Source organism: Phyllobacterium sp. YR620 (assembly GCF_900104165.1).
Lineage (GTDB): Bacteria > Pseudomonadota > Alphaproteobacteria > Rhizobiales > Rhizobiaceae > Phyllobacterium > Phyllobacterium pellucidum.
In genome coordinates, this window is sequence record NZ_FNJP01000001.1 from 1,313,690 (window position 1) to 1,335,263 (window position 21,574).

The 21,574-nt window shown below is 59.8% G+C and carries 20 protein-coding genes and 1 tRNA gene; 12 read left to right on the forward strand and 9 right to left on the reverse strand.

What is annotated here, in order from left to right; genetic code table 11:
- Positions 1-171 precede the first annotated feature (171 nt).
- From coaD to tgt, 5 genes are read left to right on the forward strand one after another with little or no spacing between them, the layout of a single operon-like run.
- Positions 172-666: a pantetheine-phosphate adenylyltransferase gene (gene coaD / locus BLR72_RS06230; protein ID WP_091946121.1), complete on the forward strand. Its 495-nt coding sequence runs from the start codon at positions 172-174 to the stop codon at positions 664-666.
- A gap of 29 nt (positions 667-695) precedes the next feature.
- A complete protein-coding gene (locus BLR72_RS06235) occupies positions 696-1,280 on the forward strand; it encodes a peptidylprolyl isomerase (protein WP_091946123.1) in 585 nt (194 codons plus the stop codon).
- 25 nt (positions 1,281-1,305) lie between these two features.
- Positions 1,306-1,815, forward strand: a complete 510-nt coding sequence (locus BLR72_RS06240) for a peptidylprolyl isomerase (RefSeq protein WP_091922911.1) — start codon at positions 1,306-1,308, stop codon at positions 1,813-1,815.
- Positions 1,816-1,832: 17 nt separating this feature from the next.
- Positions 1,833-2,909 carry a tRNA preQ1(34) S-adenosylmethionine ribosyltransferase-isomerase QueA gene (queA, locus tag BLR72_RS06245; protein WP_091946126.1) on the forward strand — a complete coding sequence of 359 codons (1,077 nt, stop codon included), beginning with the start codon at positions 1,833-1,835 and terminating at the stop codon, positions 2,907-2,909.
- Positions 2,906-4,042: a tRNA guanosine(34) transglycosylase Tgt gene (tgt, locus tag BLR72_RS06250; RefSeq protein ID WP_027233229.1), complete on the forward strand. Its 1,137-nt coding sequence runs from the start codon at positions 2,906-2,908 to the stop codon at positions 4,040-4,042. Before queA ends, tgt begins: the two co-directional genes overlap by 4 nt.
- Positions 4,043-4,048: 6 nt before the next feature.
- On the opposite strand, the gene BLR72_RS06255 is transcribed toward tgt, so the two are convergent.
- Positions 4,049-4,627 carry a TetR/AcrR family transcriptional regulator gene (locus tag BLR72_RS06255; protein WP_027233230.1) on the reverse strand — a complete coding sequence of 193 codons (579 nt, stop codon included), beginning with the start codon at positions 4,625-4,627 and terminating at the stop codon, positions 4,049-4,051.
- Positions 4,628-4,791: 164 nt separating this feature from the next.
- Between BLR72_RS06255 and BLR72_RS06260 the strand changes: the two genes are divergently transcribed.
- Both BLR72_RS06260 and BLR72_RS06265 read left to right on the forward strand, forming a co-directional pair.
- Positions 4,792-6,006 (forward strand): efflux RND transporter periplasmic adaptor subunit, encoded by a 1,215-nt coding sequence (locus BLR72_RS06260; protein WP_091946129.1) that lies wholly within the window; start codon positions 4,792-4,794, stop codon positions 6,004-6,006.
- Entirely contained in the window at positions 6,003-9,080 is a 3,078-nt protein-coding gene (locus tag BLR72_RS06265; RefSeq protein ID WP_027233232.1) for an efflux RND transporter permease subunit, read from the forward strand. Before BLR72_RS06260 ends, BLR72_RS06265 begins: the two co-directional genes overlap by 4 nt.
- Positions 9,081-9,151: 71 nt before the next feature.
- Here the strand turns inward: BLR72_RS06265 and BLR72_RS06270 are convergent, their stop codons facing one another.
- From BLR72_RS06270 to BLR72_RS06280, 3 genes are all read right to left on the reverse strand, one after another.
- Entirely contained in the window at positions 9,152-9,406 is a 255-nt protein-coding gene (locus BLR72_RS06270; RefSeq protein WP_027233233.1) for a GlsB/YeaQ/YmgE family stress response membrane protein, read from the reverse strand.
- 214 nt (positions 9,407-9,620) lie between these two features.
- Positions 9,621-9,833: a hypothetical protein gene (locus BLR72_RS06275; protein WP_027233234.1), complete on the reverse strand. Its 213-nt coding sequence runs from the start codon at positions 9,831-9,833 to the stop codon at positions 9,621-9,623.
- A 39-nt stretch (positions 9,834-9,872) separates the two neighbouring features.
- Positions 9,873-10,175: a hypothetical protein gene (locus BLR72_RS06280; RefSeq protein ID WP_051615372.1), complete on the reverse strand. Its 303-nt coding sequence runs from the start codon at positions 10,173-10,175 to the stop codon at positions 9,873-9,875.
- Positions 10,176-10,385: 210 nt separating this feature from the next.
- Between BLR72_RS06280 and BLR72_RS06285 the strand changes: the two genes are divergently transcribed.
- Both BLR72_RS06285 and BLR72_RS06290 read left to right on the forward strand, forming a co-directional pair.
- Positions 10,386-11,102, forward strand: a complete 717-nt coding sequence (locus BLR72_RS06285; protein WP_091946132.1) for a response regulator — start codon at positions 10,386-10,388, stop codon at positions 11,100-11,102.
- The gene (locus BLR72_RS06290) at positions 11,099-12,508 is read left to right on the forward strand and encodes a sensor histidine kinase (RefSeq protein ID WP_091946135.1); all 1,410 of its coding nucleotides are present in this window, start codon (positions 11,099-11,101) and stop codon (positions 12,506-12,508) included. The genes BLR72_RS06285 and BLR72_RS06290 overlap by 4 nt, the downstream gene beginning before the upstream one ends.
- Positions 12,509-12,526: 18 nt before the next feature.
- Here BLR72_RS06290 and BLR72_RS06295 read toward each other — a convergent pair whose 3' ends face one another.
- The 4 genes from BLR72_RS06295 to BLR72_RS06310 all read right to left on the reverse strand — a co-directional run bounded on the left by BLR72_RS06295 (position 12,527) and on the right by BLR72_RS06310 (position 14,985).
- Positions 12,527-12,787, reverse strand: coding sequence for a hypothetical protein (locus tag BLR72_RS06295; protein WP_036815265.1), 261 nt, complete (start codon positions 12,785-12,787; stop codon positions 12,527-12,529).
- Positions 12,788-12,943: 156 nt separating this feature from the next.
- Positions 12,944-14,515, reverse strand: a complete 1,572-nt coding sequence (locus BLR72_RS06300; RefSeq protein WP_244506624.1) for a S10 family peptidase — start codon at positions 14,513-14,515, stop codon at positions 12,944-12,946.
- Positions 14,516-14,618: 103 nt separating this feature from the next.
- On the reverse strand, positions 14,619-14,858 hold the full coding sequence (locus tag BLR72_RS06305) for a hypothetical protein (protein WP_139202503.1): 240 nt from the start codon (positions 14,856-14,858) through the stop codon (positions 14,619-14,621).
- A gap of 51 nt (positions 14,859-14,909) precedes the next feature.
- A tRNA-Lys gene (locus BLR72_RS06310) sits at positions 14,910-14,985 on the reverse strand.
- A 272-nt stretch (positions 14,986-15,257) separates the two neighbouring features.
- Here BLR72_RS06310 and BLR72_RS06315 point away from each other — a divergent pair.
- The 3 genes from BLR72_RS06315 (at position 15,258) to glmS (ending at position 19,390) form a co-directional block, all read left to right on the forward strand.
- Positions 15,258-16,004: a cytochrome c biogenesis CcdA family protein gene (locus BLR72_RS06315; protein WP_091946676.1), complete on the forward strand. Its 747-nt coding sequence runs from the start codon at positions 15,258-15,260 to the stop codon at positions 16,002-16,004.
- A 91-nt stretch (positions 16,005-16,095) separates the two neighbouring features.
- Positions 16,096-17,457, forward strand: a complete 1,362-nt coding sequence (gene glmU, locus BLR72_RS06320) for a bifunctional UDP-N-acetylglucosamine diphosphorylase/glucosamine-1-phosphate N-acetyltransferase GlmU (protein WP_091946679.1) — start codon at positions 16,096-16,098, stop codon at positions 17,455-17,457.
- A gap of 109 nt (positions 17,458-17,566) precedes the next feature.
- Positions 17,567-19,390: a glutamine--fructose-6-phosphate transaminase (isomerizing) gene (gene glmS, locus BLR72_RS06325; protein ID WP_091946144.1), complete on the forward strand. Its 1,824-nt coding sequence runs from the start codon at positions 17,567-17,569 to the stop codon at positions 19,388-19,390.
- On the opposite strand, the gene recG is transcribed toward glmS, so the two are convergent.
- Positions 19,391-21,490 (reverse strand): ATP-dependent DNA helicase RecG, encoded by a 2,100-nt coding sequence (gene recG, locus BLR72_RS06330; protein WP_091946147.1) that lies wholly within the window; start codon positions 21,488-21,490, stop codon positions 19,391-19,393.
- Between the last annotated feature and the right edge of the window lie 84 nt (positions 21,491-21,574).

Below are 21,574 nucleotides of genomic sequence, written 5' to 3' on the forward strand. Positions count from 1 at the left end.
GCTCCTGGCCAACTTATGGATAGTAACGTGCTGACTTCGAAATGGTTTCATGCGAGCGTCTCACGCATAGTTGAACGCGGATGAATGCTTGCTGATTTATGTGTTCATCTATCGTTCATCTGGATCGTGCGAGCCATTGAAAGCTCCAAGCAAAACCGATAGGAACCGGTCATGACAATCGCGATCTATGCCGGATCCTTCGATCCGATCACCAATGGCCACATGGATGTCCTGCAGGGCTCGCTGCGGCTTGCGGACAAGGTCTATGTCGCGATCGGTGTTCATCCGGGGAAGGCACCTCTGTTTTCGTTCGACGAGCGGATGGACCTCGTCAAGCGTGTCTCGGTCGAGGTGTTCGGCAAGGACGGCGAGCGGATCGAAGTCATTTCGTTTGACGGTCTGGTGATCGACGCGGCACGCAAATTAGGCGCATCGCTGCTCGTTCGCGGATTGCGCGATGGCACCGACCTCGATTACGAAATGCAGATGGCGGGCATGAACGGCAAGATGGCGCCTGAATTGCAGACCGTGTTTCTTCCGGCAGACCCGGCGGTGCGCACCATTACCGCCACATTGGTTCGCCAGATTGCAGCGATGGGCGGCGACGTCCGGCACTTCGTTCCCGCGCTTGTCGCTGATGCGCTTGCGACCAAATTCAAACCCTGACCAAGTCACTGATCCCGGAGAGATTTTTCATGACCTTTACTCGTAGAGCCCTCATCGCGGCTGCAGTTTCATCACTTACGTTTGCGACGCTGAACCCCAGCTTTGCCGATGACGCCAATACGATGACGATCAAGCTCAAGGATGGCGACGTCAAGGTCGAGCTGTTGCCCAAGCTCGCACCGAAGCATGTCGAGCAGATCAAGGCGCTGGCCAAGGAAGGCGCCTATGACAATGTCGTATTCCACCGCGTCATTCCAGGATTCATGGCCCAGACCGGCGACGTTCAGTACGGCAATGCCGAAAAGGGCTTCAATGCGCAGGCCGCCGGCACCGGTGGCTCGACGCGGCCCGACCTTCCCGCAGAGTTCTCCAAGGAACCTTTCGTGCGCGGCGTCGTCGGTATGGCGCGGTCCCAGAACCCCAACTCTGCAAATTCGCAGTTCTTCATCATGTTCACCGATTACCCCTCGCTGAACGGGCAGTATACAGTCGTCGGCAAGGTCACGAGCGGCATGGAATATGTCGACAAGATCAAGAAGGGCTCGGAAGCAAACAATGGCGCCGTAGAGAATCCCGACAGGATGATCAAAGTTACCGTCGGCGCCGGCAAATAATTCATATCACAGGAGATTGGCGAAAATGGCTTATAAAGATCCCGAAAACACGATCCTGCTCGAAACGACCAAAGGCAATGTCGTCATCGAGCTCTACCCGGACCTCGCGCCGGAACACGTCAACCGCATCAAGGAACTCGCGCGCGAAGGCGCTTATGACGGCGTCGTCTTCCACCGCGTGATCGACGGCTTCATGGCGCAGACCGGTGACGTCAAGTTCGGCAAGAAGGGTGGCGCTTCGTTCAATCCTTCGCGCGCCGGCATGGGCGGTTCGGACAAGCCGGATCTCAAGGCTGAATTTTCCAACGCCAACCACGGTCGCGGCGCATGCTCGATGGCGCGTGCGCAAAACCCGAATTCCGCCAACTCGCAGTTCTTTATCTGCTTTGACGATGCCGGCTTCCTGAACCGTCAGTACACGGTTTGGGGCCAGGTCATCGAAGGCATGGACAATGTCGACAAGATCAAGCGCGGCGAACCCGTGCAGGACCCGGATTCGATCGTTTCGATGCGCGTTGCTGCGGACGTTGAGTAAGATCGTTTCGTAGCATCATGCGTGTTGATCTTTTCGATTTCGATCTGCCGGAAGAGAACATCGCATTGAGACCAGCAGAGCCGCGCGATTCAGCGCGGCTTTTGCTTGTAAAGGCGGATGGCTCGGATCTTGGCGACGATACGGTGCTTAATCTTGGCAATTATCTGCGTGAAGGCGATGCGCTCGTTTTCAATGATACCAAGGTGATACCGGCTCAACTTGAAGGCTTTCGCGAGCGTGAGGGGGCGCGCGCGCAGGTCGGTGCAACCTTGCATATGCGCACCGGCCCCGACCGCTGGAAGGCGTTTTTGCGCCCGGCAAAGCGTATCAAGGAAGGTGAGCGGATCGATTTCGGCCATGGCAATAATGCGTGCCTGCTCGGCTCGCTGCAGGCAACGGTGGCCGAGAAGGGCGAGGCGGGCGAAGCCCTGCTCGTGTTCGATTTCAGCGGAGCGGATTTGGACCAGGCCATCGCCGCTGTCGGCCATATCCCGCTGCCGCCCTATATCGCCTCGAAGCGGGCGGACGACAGCCGCGACCGCGACGATTACCAGACCGTCTATGCCCGCGAGGAAGGCGCTGTTGCCGCCCCGACGGCCGGTCTGCATTTTACACCCGGTCTCCTTGACGATTTGAAGCAACGCGGCATCGAGGAACATTTCGTGACGCTGCATGTCGGGGCAGGGACGTTTCTTCCCGTAAAGGCCGACGATACCGCCGAACACAAGATGCATGCCGAAATCGGCCATGTCGACCAGGCCACTGCCGATGCGCTCAATGCGGTCAGGGCGCGCGGAGGGCGGATCGTCAGCGTCGGTACGACGTCGCTGCGGCTTCTCGAAAGCGCAACGGGCGAAGACGGGATCGTTCGCGCATGGTCAGGAGCGACCGACATATTCATTACGCCAGGCTACAGGTTCCGGGCCGTCGACATGCTCATGACCAATTTTCACCTGCCGCGCTCGACGCTGTTCATGCTCGTTTCGGCGTTCAGCGGCATGGATCGCATGCGGGCAGCCTATGAATATGCCATCGGAAATCACTACCGCTTCTATTCCTATGGCGATGCAAGCCTGTTATGGCGATCAGAATGACCAGCACCAATTTTGAATTCAAACTGATTGCCAGCGATGGCAAGGCGCGACGCGGCGCGATCACCATGCCGCGGGGCACGATCCGCACCCCTGCATTCATGCCGGTGGGTACCGGCGGCACCGTCAAGGCAATGTATATGGACCAGGTGCGCGAGCTTGGCGCCGACATCATTCTTGGCAACACCTATCACCTGATGCTGCGCCCGACCGCCGAACGCGTTGCGCGGCTCGGCGGGCTGCACGAGTTCGCCAGATGGCCGGGACCGATCCTGACGGATTCCGGCGGGTTTCAGGTGATGTCGCTGGCGCAGTTGCGCAAGCTCACCGAAAACGGCGTCACCTTCCGCTCGCATATCGATGGCAGCGCCCACGAGATGAGCCCGGAGCGCTCGATCGAAATTCAGGGTCTGCTCGATTCCGATATCCAGATGCAACTCGATGAATGCGTTGCGTTGCCTTCGACGCCGAAGGACATCGAGCGGGCCATGGAACTGTCACTGCGCTGGGCCGAGCGATGCAAGACCGCATTCGGCAACCAGCCAGGAAAAGCCATGTTCGGGATCGTGCAGGGCGGTGATGTGGCGGATCTGCGTGTTCGTTCGGCGCAGGCCCTCAAGGCCATGGACCTCAAGGGCTATGCCGTGGGCGGGCTTGCCGTCGGCGAGCCGCAAGAGGTCATGCTCGACATGCTCGACATTACCTGCCCGGAACTGCCGGCGGAAAAGCCGCGCTATCTGATGGGCGTCGGCACGCCTGACGATATCCTGAAGTCGGTGGCGCGCGGCATTGATATGTTCGATTGCGTGATGCCGACGCGGGCAGGCCGGCACGGTCTCGCCTTTACCCGTCGCGGCAAGGTCAATCTGCGCAATGCCCGGCATGCGGACGATCCGCGGCCGCTCGACGAAGAATCATCCTGTCCTGCGGCACGTGACTACAGCCGAGCCTATCTTCATCACCTCGTCAAATCTGGTGAGGCGCTTGGCGGCATGCTGCTGACATGGAACAATCTCGCCTATTACCAGCAACTCATGCAAGGTATACGCGGCGCGATAGAGACTGGAACATATGTCCCGTTCTGTGAAGAGACGCAGGCCGAATGGGCGAAGGGGGATCTCCCCGCTTACCCATAGTCGAGATCAGGCGACGGCCGGCGTTTCCACCGGCGCGGGGTCGGCAGGTTCGAAGAGATTTTTCAGGCGGTCGATCGCGGCGATCTGTTCAGCCCGATCGAGAACGTTCATCTCGAAAAGCTTGAGGCTGCGCAGACCCTCGATGGTCAGGAAAACCATCATCGCCAGCATTGGGTCAGCTGCGTTTTCACGCATGCGTTGCAGCAATTGCTTGTTGTAGCGGCGGATCGGCTCGAGAAAGCCCGGATCGTTGGCGATAGCCGCAAGAATACCCGAAGGCTCGGGCTCGTTGCAGACAAATTCGGCACGGTAGACAGCGATGACGGCAAGGACGACGCTGTTCGGGCCGAAGTTGCGGGAAGCCTCTTCACGGCGAAGTGATTGGTCAAATTCCGAGACGTGCTGCTCTACCAGACCTTCGAGCAATTTGGCCTTGGTTGGAAATGTATAAAGCAGTCCACCCTTCGAAAGTCCCGCTCGTTTGGCCACAGCATCGAGTGAAAGATTCACCGGTCCCACCTCCTTGGTGATCTCCGCTGCCGCCTGCAGGATCTTGTCTCTTGTCGTTGGGATGTCCGCCACCATTCTGAAACTTTCGTCGTAGGGTTGTTGCCAAAACAATATTGACATTACCGTCCAGACGGTACAGTACTTCGCCCGCGGTAATCAAGTCCGCGTAAATCAATCCCCGTAAGAAAGGCTGGCAGACATATTTGCTGGCCATTGTTTTGTTTCGGAGCAGTCTCCTCATGATCAAGCGGTTCCTACTTCCCGTTATCATCCTCGTCCTGGTCGTATTGCTGGGCGTCGGGCTGGTCGGATTCAATCTGTTCCGTGACAAGGCAATCAAGGATTTCTTTGCGACGATGCAGCAGCCGGCTGCGCCGGTTTCGACCTACACGGTCGAGCCGACATCGTGGACGCCGGAAATCGAGGCAATCGGCACGGTGAGCGCTATCCAGGGCGTCGAACTCTCCGTCGAGGTTGCCGGCATCGTCAAGGATATCCCGTTCACGGCGAATCAGGTCATCCAGAAGGGCGCCCCGCTGCTCCAGCTCGATGACGCGATCGAAAAGGCCGATATCGTTGCTGCACAGGCACAGAATGTGCTTATGGACCAGACGCTCGAGCGCGCCCGCACGCTGAACACACGTGGTGTTGGTGCCGTGTCCAACGTCGACGAGGCCCAGGCGGCATCGCTCGCGAAAAAGGCCGAGATCGCCAAGCTGCAGGCCGTCATGGATCAGAAGCTCATCAAGGCGCCGTTCACCGGCACAGTCGGTATTCCGCGCATCGAGCTTGGTCAGTATCTCGCACCTGGCACTGTAGTCGTGAGCTTGCAGGACCTTTCGACGATGCGCGTCGATTTCACCGTTCCCGAGCAGACCTTGAGCCAGCTCAAGGTCGGCCAGCCAATCCGGCTCGGCCTGACCGATGGTGACATCAACATCAAGGGTGAAATCACGGCCATTGAGCCGCGCATCGATCCCGCGACGCGTCTTGTTTCGGTTCGCGCCAAGGTCGATAACTCCGAAGGCAAGCTGCGCCCCGGCCAGTTCGCACAGGTCCGCGTCGGACTGCCGAAGGAAGACGATGTTCTGACCTTGCCGCAGACGGCGCTCGTTTCCAGTCTTTACGGCGACTACGTGTTCGTTGTCCGTCCGGCCGAACAGAAGCCCGAGGAAAAGAAGCCGACCGAACAGCAGCAGCCCGGCGCCGCATCCGCCGAGACGGCAAAGCCAGCCGACGAAAAGGCAAAGGAAGAGCCGAAGCTTGTTGTCGCTCAGGTATTCGTGACGCCCGGACGCCGATCCGGCCTGAATGTCGAGATCACCAAGGGTCTTAAGCCCGGCGACATCGTCGTCACCGCCGGCCAGAACCGCCTGAACCCCGGTGCTGCCGTCAAGATTGCCAACGATGTCAATCCCGCCAACACCAAAGACGCAGGGCTGCCCACAAAATGAACTTCTCAGAAATCTTCATTCGCCGTCCGGTCCTTTCGACGGTCGTTGCTCTGATGATCATTCTGCTCGGCGCGCAGGGGCTCGTGAACCTTTCGGTTCGCGAATATCCGAAGGTCGAGGAAACGGTTATCACGATCAAAACCGCCTATGCGGGTGCCAGTGCCGACCTTATGCAGGGCTTCATTTCGGCGCCGATCGCCAAGGCCGTGACCACGACGGAAAACATCGACTACGTAACGTCCTCGTCGGGTCCGTCATCGAGTACGGTTACCGTACAGATGAAACTGGGCGCCGATCCGGATGCTGCGCTCACCGAAGTTATCTCGAAGGTAAACCAGGTGCGCGGCGATCTGCCGGCCGAGGCTGACGACCCGGTCATCACCAAGGGCACTGGCCAGGACTTCGCGACGATGTACCTCGCGGTACAGAATCCGAACATGACCAGCGAGCAGATTACCGAATATCTGGAGCGCGTTATCCAGCCGCGCATGTCGACGATTCAGGGCGTGGCCGATGCGCAGATCCTCGGCGGCCAGGTGTTCTCTATGCGCGTCTGGATCGACCCGATCAAGCTCGCGGCTCGCAAGACGACGGCATCGGAAGTGCTGACGGCGATCAACCAGTCGAACTTCCTGTCGGCGCCGGGCAAGGTCGAAAACCTCTATACGGCCTCACCGATCACGTTGAAGACGACGTTGCAGACGCCGGAAGCCTTCGGCGCAATGCCGATCAAATCCGACGGCGACAATATTGTGCGCCTCAGGGATGTGGCGCGCATCGAGCTTGGTGCCGTCAACAAGGATACGATTGTGACCTTCAACGGGTCCAGCGGCACCTTCCTTGGCGTCTTCCCGACGCCCGCCGCAAATCCGATCGATATGACAGCAGCGGTCCGCGCCGAACTGCCATCGATCCAGGCAACCCTGCCTGATGGGATGTCGATCGTCCTGCTTTATGACGCGACGGAACAGATCAGTTCCTCCATCCACGAGGTGTTCAAGACCATCGGCGAGGCGGTTCTTATCGTCGTCCTGGTGATCCTTCTGTTCCTCGGCTCGTTTAGGTCGGTCATCATCCCGGTCGTCACCATTCCGATCTCGCTTGTCGGCGTGTGTTTCTTCCTGTTCATCCTAGGCTATTCGATCAACCTTCTTTCACTGCTCGCAATGGTTCTCGCGATCGGCCTCGTCGTCGACGACGCGATCGTGGTGCTGGAGAATATCCACCGCCACATCGAGGAGGGGCTGCGGCCGGTCGATGCCGCACTGAAGGGCATGAAGGAGATCACGGGTCCGATCGTGGCGATGACCATCACGCTCGCCGCGGTGTTTGCGCCGCTCGGCTTTACCGGCGGTTTGACGGGTGCGCTTTTCCGCGAGTTCGCTTTCACGCTCGCCGGTGCCGTTATCATCTCTGGTGTTGCAGCCTTGACCGTTTCGCCGATGATGTGCGCGCTTCTGTTGAAGCCGGGCAATCACAGCCGTTTCCAGCGGATTGTCGATAATACTTTCGGTTGGCTAGAGCGCGCCTATGAACGCCGCGTGGCCGGGTCGCTGAATTTCCGCTTCCTGACGCTGTTCATCGTCATCGCACTGGTCTCGCTGACAGGCTTCCTCTTTACCAAGACCTCATCGGAGCTTGCTCCCGAAGAGGATTCGGGCGCCCTGTTTGCGATCGTCAACGCACCACAATATGCGACTTCGGACTACACTAAGCTCTATGCGGATCAGATCGACGCGCTGACCAAGGACCTGCCGGAACTCAAGGCCCGGTTCAACATCCTCGGTCTAGGCACGACGAATTCGGCCTTCGCTATCTGGGTGTTCAAGGACTGGACCCAGCGCGAAAAGTCGCAAAAGCAGCTTCAGCAGGAACTGCAGGGGATGATCAGCCCGATTGCAGGTGCCGAAGCCTTCATCTTCGCGCCGCCGACATTGCCCGGTACGGGCGGTGGTCTGCCGATCTCGGTCGTCATTCAGTCTACCGGACCGGCCGACAAGGTCTACGAGGTGGCCGAGGAGATCAAGAAGCAGGCACAGGCATCGGGTCAGTTCATCATCGTCCAGAACTCGCTGTCGTTCAATGCGCCGCAGGTGACAGTCACGATCGATCGCGACCGTGCTTCGGCCCTTGGCGTACCCGTCAGCGATATTGGCCAGACGCTCGGCCTGCTCGTCGGTGGCGGCAAGATCTCGAAGTTTGACCGCGATTCCAACAGCTATGACATTATTCCTCAAGTGCCGCAGGATTACCGGGCCAATCCGGAAAGCCTCGGCCAGTACTTCGTCAAGAGCGCGTCGGGCGAAATGGTGCCGTTGTCCGCGGTGATCAAGATCACCGAGAATGCGTCACCGGCGGCGATCGAACAGTTCAACCAGCTGAATTCGGCGACGATTTCCGCGCTGCCAATGCCTGGCGTCACGACAGGCCAGGGATTGCAGACGATCATCGATACGGCTCGCCCGTTGATGCCGGATGGGTTCTTCATGGACTATTCGGGTCAATCACGACTTGAAATCGAGCAGGGCAGCACGATCCTGATCGCGTTTGTTCTCGCCGTGGTGGTTATCTACCTCGTCCTTGCGGCGCAGTTCGAAAGCTTCCGCGACCCGTTCATCATCATGATGTCAGTGCCGTTGTCGATTTTCGGCGCGATCGTCCCGCTCAATCTCGGGCTCGGAACGCTCAACATCTATACGCAGGTCGGGCTGATCACGCTTGTCGGGCTCATAACCAAGCACGGCATTCTCATGGTCGAGTTCGCCAACCAGCAGCGCGAACTGCACGGCATATCGCGTCATGACGCCATCATCCTTGCGGCGAAGACACGACTTCGTCCCATTCTGATGACGACGGCGGCGATGGCGCTTGGTGTTATTCCGCTGATCACGGCAACAGGCGCTGGTGCCGCGGCGCGTTACTCGATCGGTCTCGTGATCTTCTCCGGCATCATCGTCGGAACGATCTTCACGCTCTTCGTCGTGCCGATGTTCTATACGTTCATCTCGCGCAAGGACGTGGCCGTCGAATCCGAGAAAACGCCGGACGCCCAGCCTGAATTCGGCCGGGCCTGACTGACCGGCACTTGTAAAAGAAAAGGCCCCCGAACGGCAGCGTCGGGGGCCTTTTCTTTTGATCGCTTCGGTCAGGCGCGTTTGAAAGCGCGCAATATGACGAGAAGAATGATTGCGCCGATGGCGGCTGCGATTATGGCGCCGAGAATGCCGCCGCCAAGGGAAATGTTGAGCGCGGGAAACAGGTAGCCGGCAATAAAGGCGCCGATCACGCCGACGACGAGGTCGCCAACGAGGCCGAAGCCGCCGCCCCGGACAAGCTGGCTCGCGAGCCAGCCAGCAATCAAGCCCACCAGAAGAAAGATAAGAAGACCTTCTGCACCCATCTTGGAATCTCCATGAACCGGTTTCGTTATGATGGTTCGCCAGCCCCTGGATGCTTCAGTCCATGCTTGGCAGGAGAATCACCTGCCCGATGCTACGACGGCAATCGATCTTTGCACAACGAATCTTGCCAACGTGGTAACCGGCACCAGCGGCACGCAAAAATACCGGCCGCGGGCTGCCGCGGCCGGTATGTTCTCAAATTTGCAAGCGTTCTTACTGAACGGTCGTTGCAGCCGGCTTGGCAGGTACCTTCTTCGTGGTGGTCTTGTGAACCTTCTTCACATGATGCTTTGGCATGACCTTCTGCGTGGAGGTCGAGGCGGTTGTGCTGGCTGCGGCGGCTGCATAAGCGCCAGAGCTGAGGACGGGAGCCGAGACGGCGAGGGCGACAGCGAGACCGAGAGCGGTGTAGAGGGACTTTTTCATGGCATCAGTTTCCTTTTGAAGCGGGCTTCGTGGATGCGGTCAATCATCGACCGGCCGCACCCCAAGCAGCTTCAACGCCTGGGCGTAATCTCTAATTCCCTGCGCCTGCTTGTTGCTCGCGCAGAAACTAGCCGCCTGCTTTTGAAGTGCTTTCGCCTTGGCCGCCCGTTTGGCCTCGGCATGTTCGGTGAGTGCGTGTTGAGTCTGTAGCTGAAGTTTGCCGCACAACTCTGTGCGGGTAAGTGTCTCATCGGCGTTCGACTGTCCGGCCGAGGCGGAGAGGACGATCCCCCCGGCGAGGATGGCGGTCGAAATGGCAGTGAAGGAGTTGAAGAAAGCCATTGCGGTATTCCAGCATCCATTCTGCAAACAGTTGAAACCGACGCACCCTTTATCGGGCAGCACTGTTGCCCTGCTTTTTCTCGACCGTGGTGTTTTGTTTCTGGAATGTTTCTGAAGCCACAATCCCGAAAATTTGCGTGGCTTTTCGGCCGCAACCGCGCGTAAGACTCGAAGTGCAATGTCAGGTGGGAAGGACTTTGGGAATAGAATATGAAATCCGAGCCGCACATACTGATTGTCGATGACGACGATGCGATCCGCGATCTCCTGCATGAGTTCCTCAAGAAGCGCGGCATGCAGGTCTCGGTCGCTCGTGACGGCGAGGAAATGCAGGCGGTCATGGCGCGCACTCCCATCGATATCCTTATCCTCGACGTGATGCTGCCCGGCAAAAGCGGTATGGAAATCTGCCGCGAGATCAGGATGCATTCGCGTGTGCCGATCATCATGCTGACGGCCATTGCCGAAACCACCGATCGCGTTGTCGGGCTGGAGATGGGTGCCGACGATTATGTCTCCAAGCCATTCGATCCACGAGAATTGCTGGCGCGGGTTCGGGCAGTGCTGCGCCGCCTCGAGACGCCCGGAGCAGACCGTCGCGCGGAACCCAAGATTTACAGGTTCGCTGGCTGGAGCATGGATTGTTCGCGCCGGCGCCTCGTTTCGCCAGATGAGGTGAGGGTGGAACTTACGACAGGCGAGTTCAATCTCCTTGAGGCGCTGGTGAAGAGTTCGCAGCGCATGCTCAGCCGCGACCAGTTGCAGGAACTCGCCGGAAGCAGCACTGCCTATGGCTATGATCGCAGCGTCGATATTCTTATCAGCCGGCTAAGGCGCAAGATGGAAGACGATTCGCGATCGCCAAAGCTGATCTTGACGATCCGGGGCGGCGGTTATCAATTCGTGCCGGAAGTCACGGCAGAATGAACCGCTATCTGCCCCAGTCACTGCCAAGCTGGCTACTCCTTGTCCTGATCGCCGGCCTTTTGACGTCGCAAGTGGCAACCCTTTCTATCGTTGCGCGCGACCGAGCAGAAAATACTGAAATCCTTGAGTTTTTCCGGCTGAACGAACGGGCTCATACGCTGGCTAAAGTGTTTTCCGCAGTGCCGGGGGCGCAGCGCAAGCAGCTTGTCACCGCCTTTTCGAATTCAGCCAATACGATGAGCCTGTCCGCCGAGCCGGTCGTCAAGTCGGCCATTGCCGCCGACGACAGCCTGGCGGAACTGGAAGACGTTCTTGTCGCGCAGCTCCAGGAGTTCGGCGTGACCGATGCCCGCATCGGCCGTGTGCTCGCACAGGTTCCGGCTGGACAACTTGTCAATACCAACGCGCCGGACGATCCCGACGCCGGCCTTATCGAGCGTCAACTCTCGGATATTGCCGAGGACTTGAGCCAGAGCGACGGCCTCGCCGCATCGATACGTTTCAACGATGGTCAATGGCTGAACTTCGTCACGCCCATTACGCCGCCCCATCCGATATTTTCGGGTCAGTCATTGCCGCTCTTCGGCGGCGTTGCCGCGGCGGTCATCGGCATGTCGATATGGGCGACGCGGCGGCTCACTGCACCCTACCGTGCCCTTGAGCGGGCCGTGAAGCGCATTGGAGAGGATGTGAAGGCGCCGCCGCTGCCGGTTATCGGCAGCAGCGAATACAAATCAGCGGCGAGGGCGGTCAACACCATGCAGGCCCAGTTGCGCGCCTATGTAGCGGACCGGGAGCAGCTTGCGGCGGCGCTTGCCCATGACCTGCGCACGCCCTTGACCCGCATCCGGCTGCGGCTCGAACTGCTGCGTAACGCGCCGGTTCGCCAGCAGATTGCCCATGATCTCAATGATATCGAAGGGATAGCCCGGTCGGTCATCGACTTTGCCAGCTATGAGATCGTTGACGAGGCGCCGGAAAAAATCGACTTCTGGTCCCTCGTCGATGCGATTGCCGACAATTATTCGCAAGTCTCGTTCGAAACGTCGGTCTCACGCGCCTTTGTCTGTTCGGGGCGTCCCATGGCGTTGCGCCGATGCGTGACCAATCTCATCGACAATGCGGTGACCTACGGCAGCAAGGCGCACCTTGATCTAGCGCAGCGGGATGGCGACATCGTCCTCACGATCCGGGATGAAGGCCCCGGTATCCCGGCGGAGAAACTCGACGAGGTGTTCCAGCCATTTCGCAGGGTCGAGACGTCCCGCAATCGCCAGACAGGCGGATTTGGTCTCGGGCTGACCATAGCGCGCAATATCGCGCGACGCAGCGGCGGTGACATTACGCTTGCAAATGATCCTGCCGGGGGTCTGCGCGCGGAGTTGCGTATTCCTCGCGCTGCCTGAAGCGACGGCGCAAATCCGTCAATGCGATGTCATGAAGGCCTTGCGGATCTCGAACAGCGCCTTGGCGATGGCAATGTCGGCTTCCGAGCCTGCATTTTCCGCCGTCGTCTCGACGAGTTGTTCTCCAAGTTCGGAGAGCGCGAGGGCGACATCATACTGGTCCCAGCCGGCGCTTAGGGCCTGGCTTACAAGATCCTCAAATCCGGCACGGAGCGCTGCCTTGCATTCGGCAGCCTGGCTCAACGGATCGTCGGTTCTTTTGGGCGGCGAAATAGTCATGGCGCTGATAGTAAAGGCGAATCGGCGACAGGCAATCCGGCAGAAAGTGGTAGGTCCTGTTCGATTGGATTAAGTAGTGCCCGGCAACGCGTAGTCGCCGCTATAAATACACCGCGTAGGAAAACGGCCGGGGGAGGCGCGCGATTTAGATCGTCACTACTCCCCTTGCACCTTTTCGAGGCTTGATGAGTAGAATGCCCGCGCATCGGCGCTCAGCGCCTGCCTTGAACCGGTGCGCGTGTAGAACATGTGGCCGCCGCGGTAGAGCTTGAGCTCCACCCTTCCTGCGCTCAGCGTCGCCGGCAGGTGATCTATGACGTATTTGTTGATCCCGTAAGGCGTGAGCGCATCGCTGTAGCCGTGGGCCACGAGCAGGCGAAACGACGGGATGACCGACAGAAGTTCGCGTATGTCGCCTGCCGCGCTTGCCCGCGTGCGGCCGCCGCCGTTCTCGTTCTGGCTCCATTTCCACTTTTCGTTGACGTTGTTGGCAAGCAGATTGTAGGTGAGCTCAGTCTCGAAGCCGAGTTCGTTGCGGGCGTAGCTTGCGAAGGCTGCGCCATAGGCGCGGGTAAAACCATCGAGAACCGGGTCACCCCCCTCTTCGGAGTCGGATTCAGGATAAGGGTCCGGCGCTGCGAGCGACGCATCATAGCGGCTGACGACTTCGGACGAGGCGCTTTTCGAGTTTTTGACATAGACGTCGGTGAGAAAGCCGCGGGCGCGCGTCACCACCGCTTCGGGTATGCCGGTCATCTGCGCGATTCGGGCATAGAGGTTTTTTGCGGCATCGCCCGAGGGTTCCGGTCCGGAAAGGGCGACGAGATAGTCGGTCATTGCAAATTTTTCGGCCTCTGCAACAGCGGCCGGATCGAAGGCGTTCTTGCGCTCAAGCTCGCCGGCGGCAAGGGAGGGCAATTGCAGCGCCGCCCATAGCGGATAGCGCCGATCGCCGAAGAGGAGATTTCCCTCGATGAGCGGCGACAGCATTACGATGCCTGATACCAGTATGCCCTGACTGTCCTTCAGCCGCGTCGCGACCTTTGCGGCGCGAAAACCGCCATAGCTTTCGCCAAGTATGAATTTCGGCGCGGCCATGCGATCATTCTGCGCAACGTAAAGCGCGATCGCCTTGGCGATACTGTCGGCGTCTTCGCCAATCCCGTAGAAGTCCGAGGCGATCTTGTCGTTGGTGGCGCGGCTCCATCCGGTTCCCACCGGATCGATCAGGACGAGATCGGTGAAGGCGAGCCAACTGTCCGGATTGTCGGTAAGAGCCGGACTGGTGCCGCCTTCGCCATGCGGCCCGAACTCCAGAATGCGCGGTCCGACCAATCCAAGATGAAGGTATGCGGAAGCTGCGCCCGGTCCGCCATTGAAGGCAAAAGTGATTGGCCGGCCCGGCGTGCGGTCGCGCGCGGCATAGGCGGTGTAGAACATCTTCGCCATCGGCTTGCCATCCTGCCCATAAAGGACAAGCGTACCCGCGGTCGCTGTATAGGGCAGGTCGCCCGTCGAGGTTTTCAGGACGTGCTCGGTTACTGAATTTGCCGGAAGCAGGCCGAGGATGCCTGAACCGGCCGCGGCAGTGCCTACATCCGGGGAAGTATCGGCGTTGCTGGAAATATCGGTCTGGGTGCCATGGGGCGCATGGTCCTGCGGGGCGGCGGGCGTTGCCAGAAACATCGACGCAAGTGCAAGGCACAAAAGAAAACGTTTTTGATACAATGGCTTCGTCCTTTGAAAACAGAAATATAGGGCGAGTGTATTGCTGTTGATCGGCAGGAGGAAACTCAAACTAAATTGATCCCGGCCAGATGGCGCCAGTTCGCTACAGCAAACTTTCGCTGCCAAACTCGCGGCTATATTGCTCCTGGGTGATCTCCTGCACGGTGCAGGCCTTGTATTCCGGCGTATCGAGCCCGAAGCCCTGGGCGAGGCATTTGCGCTCCACCGCGCCGGCAAGCTGCCCCAACTGCCCATAGGACATTTGCTCCAGCGGCGGCCGGCTCGCGCAACCCGTGAGAGCAAAGGCACCGAGCAGCGCAAGCATGATAGCGTTGGCTTTCATGCGGCGAGGGTGGCGAAAAGGGGTAAATGAAGGGTTAAGGGAATTCGATGTTGGTGAGCGCGCAGGGATTCGAACCCTGGACCTACTGATTAAAAGTCAGTTGCTCTACCGGCTGAGCTACGCGCTCCCAAAACGAGGCGCGTTCAATCGCCTCGGGAAGTGCGGCGGAACATAGGGGCGGGACAGCCATCGGTCAACAACTAACATGCAGATAATTTGCGGAAAAAAGCCTTGATTTTGCGCGATTCGCTGCTTTTCCGGCGCGCTGTGATCTTTGAACCCGCGAGCGAAACCGCGGCCGCTCCCCAATCATGGCGAAACTGGCGAAAAGGTGATTGGCCTTCGCAGGGGATTCGGCATAATCCGCGCCCAACGAAATGCCATTTTCAAGGAGCGCGCATGGCGCTTGATGTTTCCTACCTGACGGCCGTCGGCGCCGGCGCCCTGTCTTTCCTTTCGCCCTGCGTGCTGCCACTCGTCCCGCCCTATCTTTGCTACATGGCGGGCGTGACGGTTGAAGATTTCCGTTCCGATTCGCCGCAGGCGCGCATCTCGCCGGTGCGGCAGGCACTGCTCATGTCTTCGCTGGCCTTCGTCCTCGGCTTTACTACCGTGTTCGTTCTGCTCGGAGCCGGCGCTTCGACGATCGGCGGTTTTTTGCGCATGTGGCAGCAGGAGATCGCCATCGCCGCCGGCATCGTCATCATCCTGATGGGGCTGAATTTCCTCGGGGTCTTCAAGCTTGCTTTCCTTTCGCGCGAGGCGCGATTCCAGACGCAGGGCAAGCCCGCCAATCCGCTTTCGGCCTATGTCATGGGCCTCGCTTTTGCCTTCGGCTGGACACCTTGCATCGGTCCGGTGCTGGGGCCGATCCTCGCGCTTGCCGGCGCGCGCGATACGGTCGCCGACGGCGCAATTCTGCTTGCCGTCTACTCGCTCGGCCTCGGCATTCCATTTATCGTCGCCGCGCTGTTTTCGGGCCTGTTCATGCGGTTTCTCGCCCGCTTTCGCATGCATCTCGGCAAGGTCGAAAAGGTGATGGGCGGGCTTCTCGTCGTCACGGGCATTCTGTTCCTGACCGGAGGATTGCAGACTTTCTCGTTCTGGCTGCTTGAAACATTTCCCATCCTCGGCCAACTCGGCTAAAGGTGCTTCAAATGTTCATTCAAATGGCGATAGGGCCCGTGCCAGAGCAGGCATGAGAATGCCCGGCCAAAACCTGATCTGGAAGTCCGACATGACATCACGCTCCTGCCTCACCGTCATTCTCGCTGCCGGCGAGGGCACCCGCATGAAATCGGAGCTGCCGAAGGTCCTGCACATGATTGCGGGGCTGCCAATCGTGGCGCATGTAGCCAAGGCGGTCACGGGGGCCGGCGGCAGCGACATTGCGCTCGTCGTCGGCAAGGGCGCCGAAAAGGTGGAAGCTGCGGTGCGCGCGATAGCGCCGAATGTCACCGTGCACGAGCAGACCGAGCGGCTCGGCACCGCCCATGCAGTTCTGGCGGCGCGCGACGCGATTGCACGCGGCTACGATGATGTGCTTGTCGTCTTCGGCGATACGCCGCTCATCGAAACGGCGGCTTTGGCGCAGGCGCGGGCCAGGCTTGCCGACGGCGCCGATGTGGTCGTCATGGGTTTCCGTCCGGCTGTACCGAACGGCTATGGCCGGCTCATCGAGAAGGATGGCCATCTCGTGGCGATTCGCGAGGAGAAGGACGCGAGCGCCGAGGAAAAGCAGATCGGCCTGTGCAATGGCGGGCTGATGGCGCTGCGCGGCAAGAGCGCGCTCAGCCTGCTGGACCGGATCACCAACAACAATGCCAATGGCGAATACTATCTGACCGATGTGGTCGAGATCGCCAATGCCGGCGGCCAGAGCGTCGTTGCCATCGAGATTTCTCCGGACAATGTCATCGGCATCAATACGCGTGCCGAACTCGCGGAGGCCGAAGCCATCTGGCAGAACCGCAAGCGCCGCGACATGTTGATGGCGGGGGTGACAATGCATGCGCCGGAAACAGTGTTCTTCTCGCACGACACGCTGGTCGAGTCCGACGCCATCCTTGAACCCAACATCGTTTTCGGGCCCGGGGTAACTGTGGCGCGGGGCGCGGTTATCCATGCGTTCTGCTATTTCGAGGGCGCGAAAATCGGCGCGAATGCCAATGTCGGTCCCTTCGCACGGCTGCGCCCTGGTGCCGATCTTGCGGAAAAATCCAAGGTTGGCAATTTCGTCGAGGTGAAGAATGCCATGGTCGGCATCGGCGCCAAGGTCAATCATCTGACTTACATCGGCGATGCGACGATCGGCGCAGCGGCCAATATCGGCGCGGGGGCGATTACCTGCAACTATGACGGCTACAATAAACATTTGACGGAGATCGGGGCCAACGTCTTCGTCGGGTCCAATACCTCATTGGTGGCACCGGTCAAGATCGGCGATAATGCTTATGTCGCATCGGGCAGCGTGATTACGGCAAATGTGCCGGCAGATGCCCTCGCATTTGGGCGCGCGCGCCAGGAAATCAAGGAAGGACGCGCGATCGAACTGCGTGCCCGCTATGCCGCCGCGAAATTAGCCAAGAAGGCTGACTAGATCGCATTCCATTGTTCGTGCAAGATTGCGCAACGGAAATTGACTTCCGGCCAGGGCGATTCCGCCCTAAGGCAGGAACATAAAAAAGCTTGGGGCATCGGAGTTTTGCATGTGCGGGATCGTTGGAATTATCGGCCGGGAGCAGGTTGCGCCGCTGCTCGTGGACGCGCTGAAGCGGCTTGAATATCGCGGATATGATTCTGCCGGTGTCGCGACCCTCAATAATGGTGTCCTCGACCGCCGCCGCGCCGAGGGCAAGCTCGCCAATCTCGACAAGCTCCTGAAAGAGCAACCGCTCGCCGGCACGATCGGCCTCGGACACACCCGCTGGGCGACCCATGGTGCGCCGACCGTGCGCAATGCGCACCCGCATACGACGCCGCGCCTCGCAGTCATCCATAACGGCATCATCGAGAACTTTGCCGAACTGCGGACCATGCTCGAATCCGACGGCTATAAGTTTGAGACCGAGACCGATACGGAAACCGTCGCGCATATGGTGACGCGCGCGCTCGACCGCGGGCTTTCGCCCATCGATGCAGTACGCCAGACCTTGCCGCAGCTGCGCGGCGCCTTTGCCATCGCCATCATGTTCAAGGGCGAGGAGGACCTTCTGGTTGCCGCCCGCAATGGCCCGCCGCTTGCGGTGGGGTATGGCGACGGTGAAATGTACCTGGGCTCCGACGCGATCGCGCTTGCCCCGTTCACCGACAATCTCTCCTATCTCGAAGATGGCGATTGGGCCGTCCTGACGCGAGAAGGCGTCGTGATCTACGATGAGACGGGCATGGAGGTCGAACGCCCGGTTCAGAAATCGGCGGGGACCGCGTTTCTGGTCAGCAAGGGCAATCACCGACATTTCATGGAAAAGGAAATCCATGAACAGCCGGAGGTGATTTCGCACACCCTTGCCAATTATCTCGATTTCGCCAAGGGAACCGTTCGCACCGATGCAACGCCCCTCGATTTCAGCAAGGTGGACCGCATCGCGGCATCTGCCTGCGGTACCGCATTTTATGCCGGCCTTATCGGCAAATACTGGTTCGAACGCATCGCGCGGCTCCCGGTCGATATCGATGTCGCTTCCGAGTTCCGCTATCGCGAGATGCCGTTGTCGAAGGACAGCCTTGCGCTCTTCGTCTCGCAATCGGGCGAGACCGCCGATACGCTCGCCTCGCTGCGCTACTGCAAGCAGCAAGGGCTGAAGATCGGTACGATCGTCAATGTTCGTGAATCGACGATGGCGCGCGAATCGAACACCGTGTTCCCGACGCTCGCCGGTCCTGAGGTCGGCGTCGCATCGACCAAGGCTTTCACCTGCCAATTGGCCGTTCTGGCATCCCTCGCCGTTGCCGCCGCCAAGATGCGTGGCACGATTGACGAGCAGGAAGAACGCCAGCTCGTGCGCGAGCTTTCGGAAATTCCGCGCTATGCCAATCACGCGCTGCGCCTCGAAGAACAGATGGAGACGATCAGCCGTGACCTCAGCCAGGTCAAGCACGTGCTTTACCTAGGCCGTGGCACCAGCTACCCGCTTGCGCTCGAAGGCGCGCTGAAGCTCAAGGAAATTTCCTACATCCATGCAGAAGGCTATGCGGCGGGTGAATTGAAGCACGGGCCTATCGCACTGATCGACGAATCGATGCCGGTCATCGTCATTGCGCCGTATGACCATTGGTTCGAGAAGACGGTTTCGAACATGCAGGAGGTCGCGGCGCGCGGCGGCAAGATCATCCTGATCACCGATGAGAAGGGCGCGGCGGCGAGCACATTGAATACGATGCACACGATCGTGTTGCCTGACATGCCGGAGATCATCGCCCCGATCATTTATGCATTGCCGATCCAGATGCTGGCATATCATACGGCGGTGTTCATGGGCACCGATGTCGACCAGCCACGCAACCTTGCAAAATCCGTGACGGTCGAATAGTTAGCCGGCGCGCAAAAGCCTGACAGCCTCGTCGCGCTCGAAGAGATAAAGCAGTATGCGCAGCGCCTTGCCCCGCTCGCTTTGCAATTCGGGATCGCGCGCAAGAATATAGCGCGCATCCTTACGGGCGATCTCCAGGAACTCCTGATGCGCCTCGATGCTGGCGAGGCGGAAGCCGGGCGAACCGGATTGGCGCGTGCCGAGAAGCTCGCCTTCACCACGCAGCTTCAGATCTTCCTCGGCAATGCGAAATCCGTCTTCCGTTTCGCGCATGATCTTGAGCCGCGCCTGCGCCACTTCGCCGAGCGGCCCCTTGTAGAGCAGGAGGCAGGTCGAGGGCTTGTCGCCACGGCCGACCCGGCCGCGCAACTGGTGCAGCTGGGCAAGGCCGAAGCGTTCGGCATGCTCGATGACAATGATGGTGGCGTCCGGCACATCGACGCCGACCTCGATCACCGTTGTGGCGACGAGAAGCCGGGTATCGCCATTCTTGAACGCCAGCATGGCAGCGTCTTTTTCCGGACCGCTCATCCGGCCGTGCACCAGGCCGATCCTGCTGCCAAGAAGGGGCTTCAGCGATTCGAACCGCTCTTCGGCCGAGACAAGGTCGACGATCTCCGATTCTTCGACGAGCGGACAGATCCAGTAGATCTTCTGGCCGTCGGCAATGGCACTCCGCATGCGCTCGACAAGGTCGCTCAACCGGTCCATCGGCAGGATCGCAGTGGTGAGCGGCCGCCGGCCCGCCGGCTTTTCCGTGAGTTTCGATACGTCCATATCGCCGAACGCGGTGAGGACGAGGGTGCGGGGTATGGGGGTTGCAGTCATCACCAGCATGTCCGGCGCGTCACCCTTGGAGGTGAGGAGCAGACGTTGATGAACGCCAAACCGGTGCTGCTCGTCGACAATGACGAGGACAAGGTCGCGGTACGAGACTTTTTCCTGGAAGAGGGCATGCGTGCCGACAACGATATTGATCGCCCCGGAACGCAGTCCTTCGAGAACGTCCTCGCGCTCGCGGCCCTTTTCGCGCCCCGTGAGAAGAGCAACGCGCAGCCCGGCCTTTTCGGCGAGGGGCGCTATCGTGGCATAATGCTGGCGTGCCAGAACTTCGGTCGGCACCATTAGGGCCGACTGGCCTCCGGCTTCCGCGGCATGCGCCATTGCCAGCAGGCCTACGACCGTTTTGCCGGAGCCGACATCGCCTTGCAACAGGCGCAACATGCGATCGGGCTGGCGCAGATCCGCAATGATTTCCTTGATAGCCTCAGATTGGCTATTGGTCAGCGAATAGGGCAATGCGGCAATGATCCGCGCCTTGATTTCGCCGTTGCCCTCGAGCTTGCGGCCAGAAAGGCGCTTTGCTCTTAGCCGCACAAGCGCGAGCGCCAGCTGGCCCGCGAGAAACTCATCATAGGCGAGACGCTGGCGGGCAGGGCTGTCGAGCGCGATGTCTGCCGGATCGGCCGGCCCGTGCATGATCCGCAGCGCTTCGCGATGTAACGGGAGCCCATGGGCGGCAAGAACCGGCGCGTCGATCCATTCCGGCAGCTCCGGCACTTTGGTCAGGGCATCCTCTACGCCGCGCGCCAGAACTTTGGGCGAGAGGCCGGCGGTCAAGGGATAGACAGGTTCAACGAGCGGCAGCGAAGCGGCATCGTCGAGGCGGGCGATATGGTCGGGATGGACCATTGTCGGCCGTCCGTTGAACCACTCCATCTTGCCCGACACGATCACCGTTTCCCCGACAGGCATCGCCTTTTCGAGCCAGGCCTGCTTGGCGTGAAAGAATGTCAGCCCGATCTCCCCCGTATCGTCATGCGCATAAACCCGGTAAGGCGCATTACTCCGCCCGCCAGGCAAGTGGCGGTCGATACGCACTTCAAGAGTAACGATGGCCCCCTCGGGCGCATGGGCTATGCCGGGCCGGTGGCGCCGGTCGATGACGCTGTGGGGTGGAAGATAGACAAGATTGGCGACGCGCGGATCCTGACCCGGCGGCGTGCCGAGCAGGGTTGCGAGCAAGCCGGTTACCTTCGGGCCGATGCCGGAAAGTGTGCGAACCGAAGCAAAGAGGGGATCGAGCAGGGATGGGCGCATGGCAAAGGTTTAACCTGTTGACCGCGCGTTGCAAGGTCTGCGCCAAATTCTAATCGACGGCTTTCGGTAGGGGCGATGGTATGG

What these genes read in the sequence shown, in the direction of transcription:
- coaD (WP_091946121.1), top strand. Translation starts at nt 172, where the DNA reads ATGACAATCGCGATCTATGCCGGATCCTTCGATCCGATCACCAATGGC.
- BLR72_RS06235 (WP_091946123.1), top strand. Translation starts at nt 696, where the DNA reads ATGACCTTTACTCGTAGAGCCCTCATCGCGGCTGCAGTTTCATCACTT.
- BLR72_RS06240 (WP_091922911.1), top strand. Translation starts at nt 1,306, where the DNA reads ATGGCTTATAAAGATCCCGAAAACACGATCCTGCTCGAAACGACCAAA.
- queA (WP_091946126.1), top strand. Translation starts at nt 1,833, where the DNA reads ATGCGTGTTGATCTTTTCGATTTCGATCTGCCGGAAGAGAACATCGCA.
- tgt (WP_027233229.1), top strand. Translation starts at nt 2,906, where the DNA reads ATGACCAGCACCAATTTTGAATTCAAACTGATTGCCAGCGATGGCAAG.
- BLR72_RS06255 (WP_027233230.1), bottom strand. Translation starts at nt 4,627, where the DNA reads ATGGTGGCGGACATCCCAACGACAAGAGACAAGATCCTGCAGGCGGCA.
- BLR72_RS06260 (WP_091946129.1), top strand. Translation starts at nt 4,792, where the DNA reads ATGATCAAGCGGTTCCTACTTCCCGTTATCATCCTCGTCCTGGTCGTA.
- BLR72_RS06265 (WP_027233232.1), top strand. Translation starts at nt 6,003, where the DNA reads ATGAACTTCTCAGAAATCTTCATTCGCCGTCCGGTCCTTTCGACGGTC.
- BLR72_RS06270 (WP_027233233.1), bottom strand. Translation starts at nt 9,406, where the DNA reads ATGGGTGCAGAAGGTCTTCTTATCTTTCTTCTGGTGGGCTTGATTGCT.
- BLR72_RS06275 (WP_027233234.1), bottom strand. Translation starts at nt 9,833, where the DNA reads ATGAAAAAGTCCCTCTACACCGCTCTCGGTCTCGCTGTCGCCCTCGCC.
- BLR72_RS06280 (WP_051615372.1), bottom strand. Translation starts at nt 10,175, where the DNA reads ATGGCTTTCTTCAACTCCTTCACTGCCATTTCGACCGCCATCCTCGCC.
- BLR72_RS06285 (WP_091946132.1), top strand. Translation starts at nt 10,386, where the DNA reads ATGAAATCCGAGCCGCACATACTGATTGTCGATGACGACGATGCGATC.
- BLR72_RS06290 (WP_091946135.1), top strand. Translation starts at nt 11,099, where the DNA reads ATGAACCGCTATCTGCCCCAGTCACTGCCAAGCTGGCTACTCCTTGTC.
- BLR72_RS06295 (WP_036815265.1), bottom strand. Translation starts at nt 12,787, where the DNA reads ATGACTATTTCGCCGCCCAAAAGAACCGACGATCCGTTGAGCCAGGCT.
- BLR72_RS06305 (WP_139202503.1), bottom strand. Translation starts at nt 14,858, where the DNA reads ATGAAAGCCAACGCTATCATGCTTGCGCTGCTCGGTGCCTTTGCTCTC.
- BLR72_RS06315 (WP_091946676.1), top strand. Translation starts at nt 15,258, where the DNA reads ATGGCGCTTGATGTTTCCTACCTGACGGCCGTCGGCGCCGGCGCCCTG.
- glmU (WP_091946679.1), top strand. Translation starts at nt 16,096, where the DNA reads ATGACATCACGCTCCTGCCTCACCGTCATTCTCGCTGCCGGCGAGGGC.
- glmS (WP_091946144.1), top strand. Translation starts at nt 17,567, where the DNA reads ATGTGCGGGATCGTTGGAATTATCGGCCGGGAGCAGGTTGCGCCGCTG.
- recG (WP_091946147.1), bottom strand. Translation starts at nt 21,490, where the DNA reads ATGCGCCCATCCCTGCTCGATCCCCTCTTTGCTTCGGTTCGCACACTT.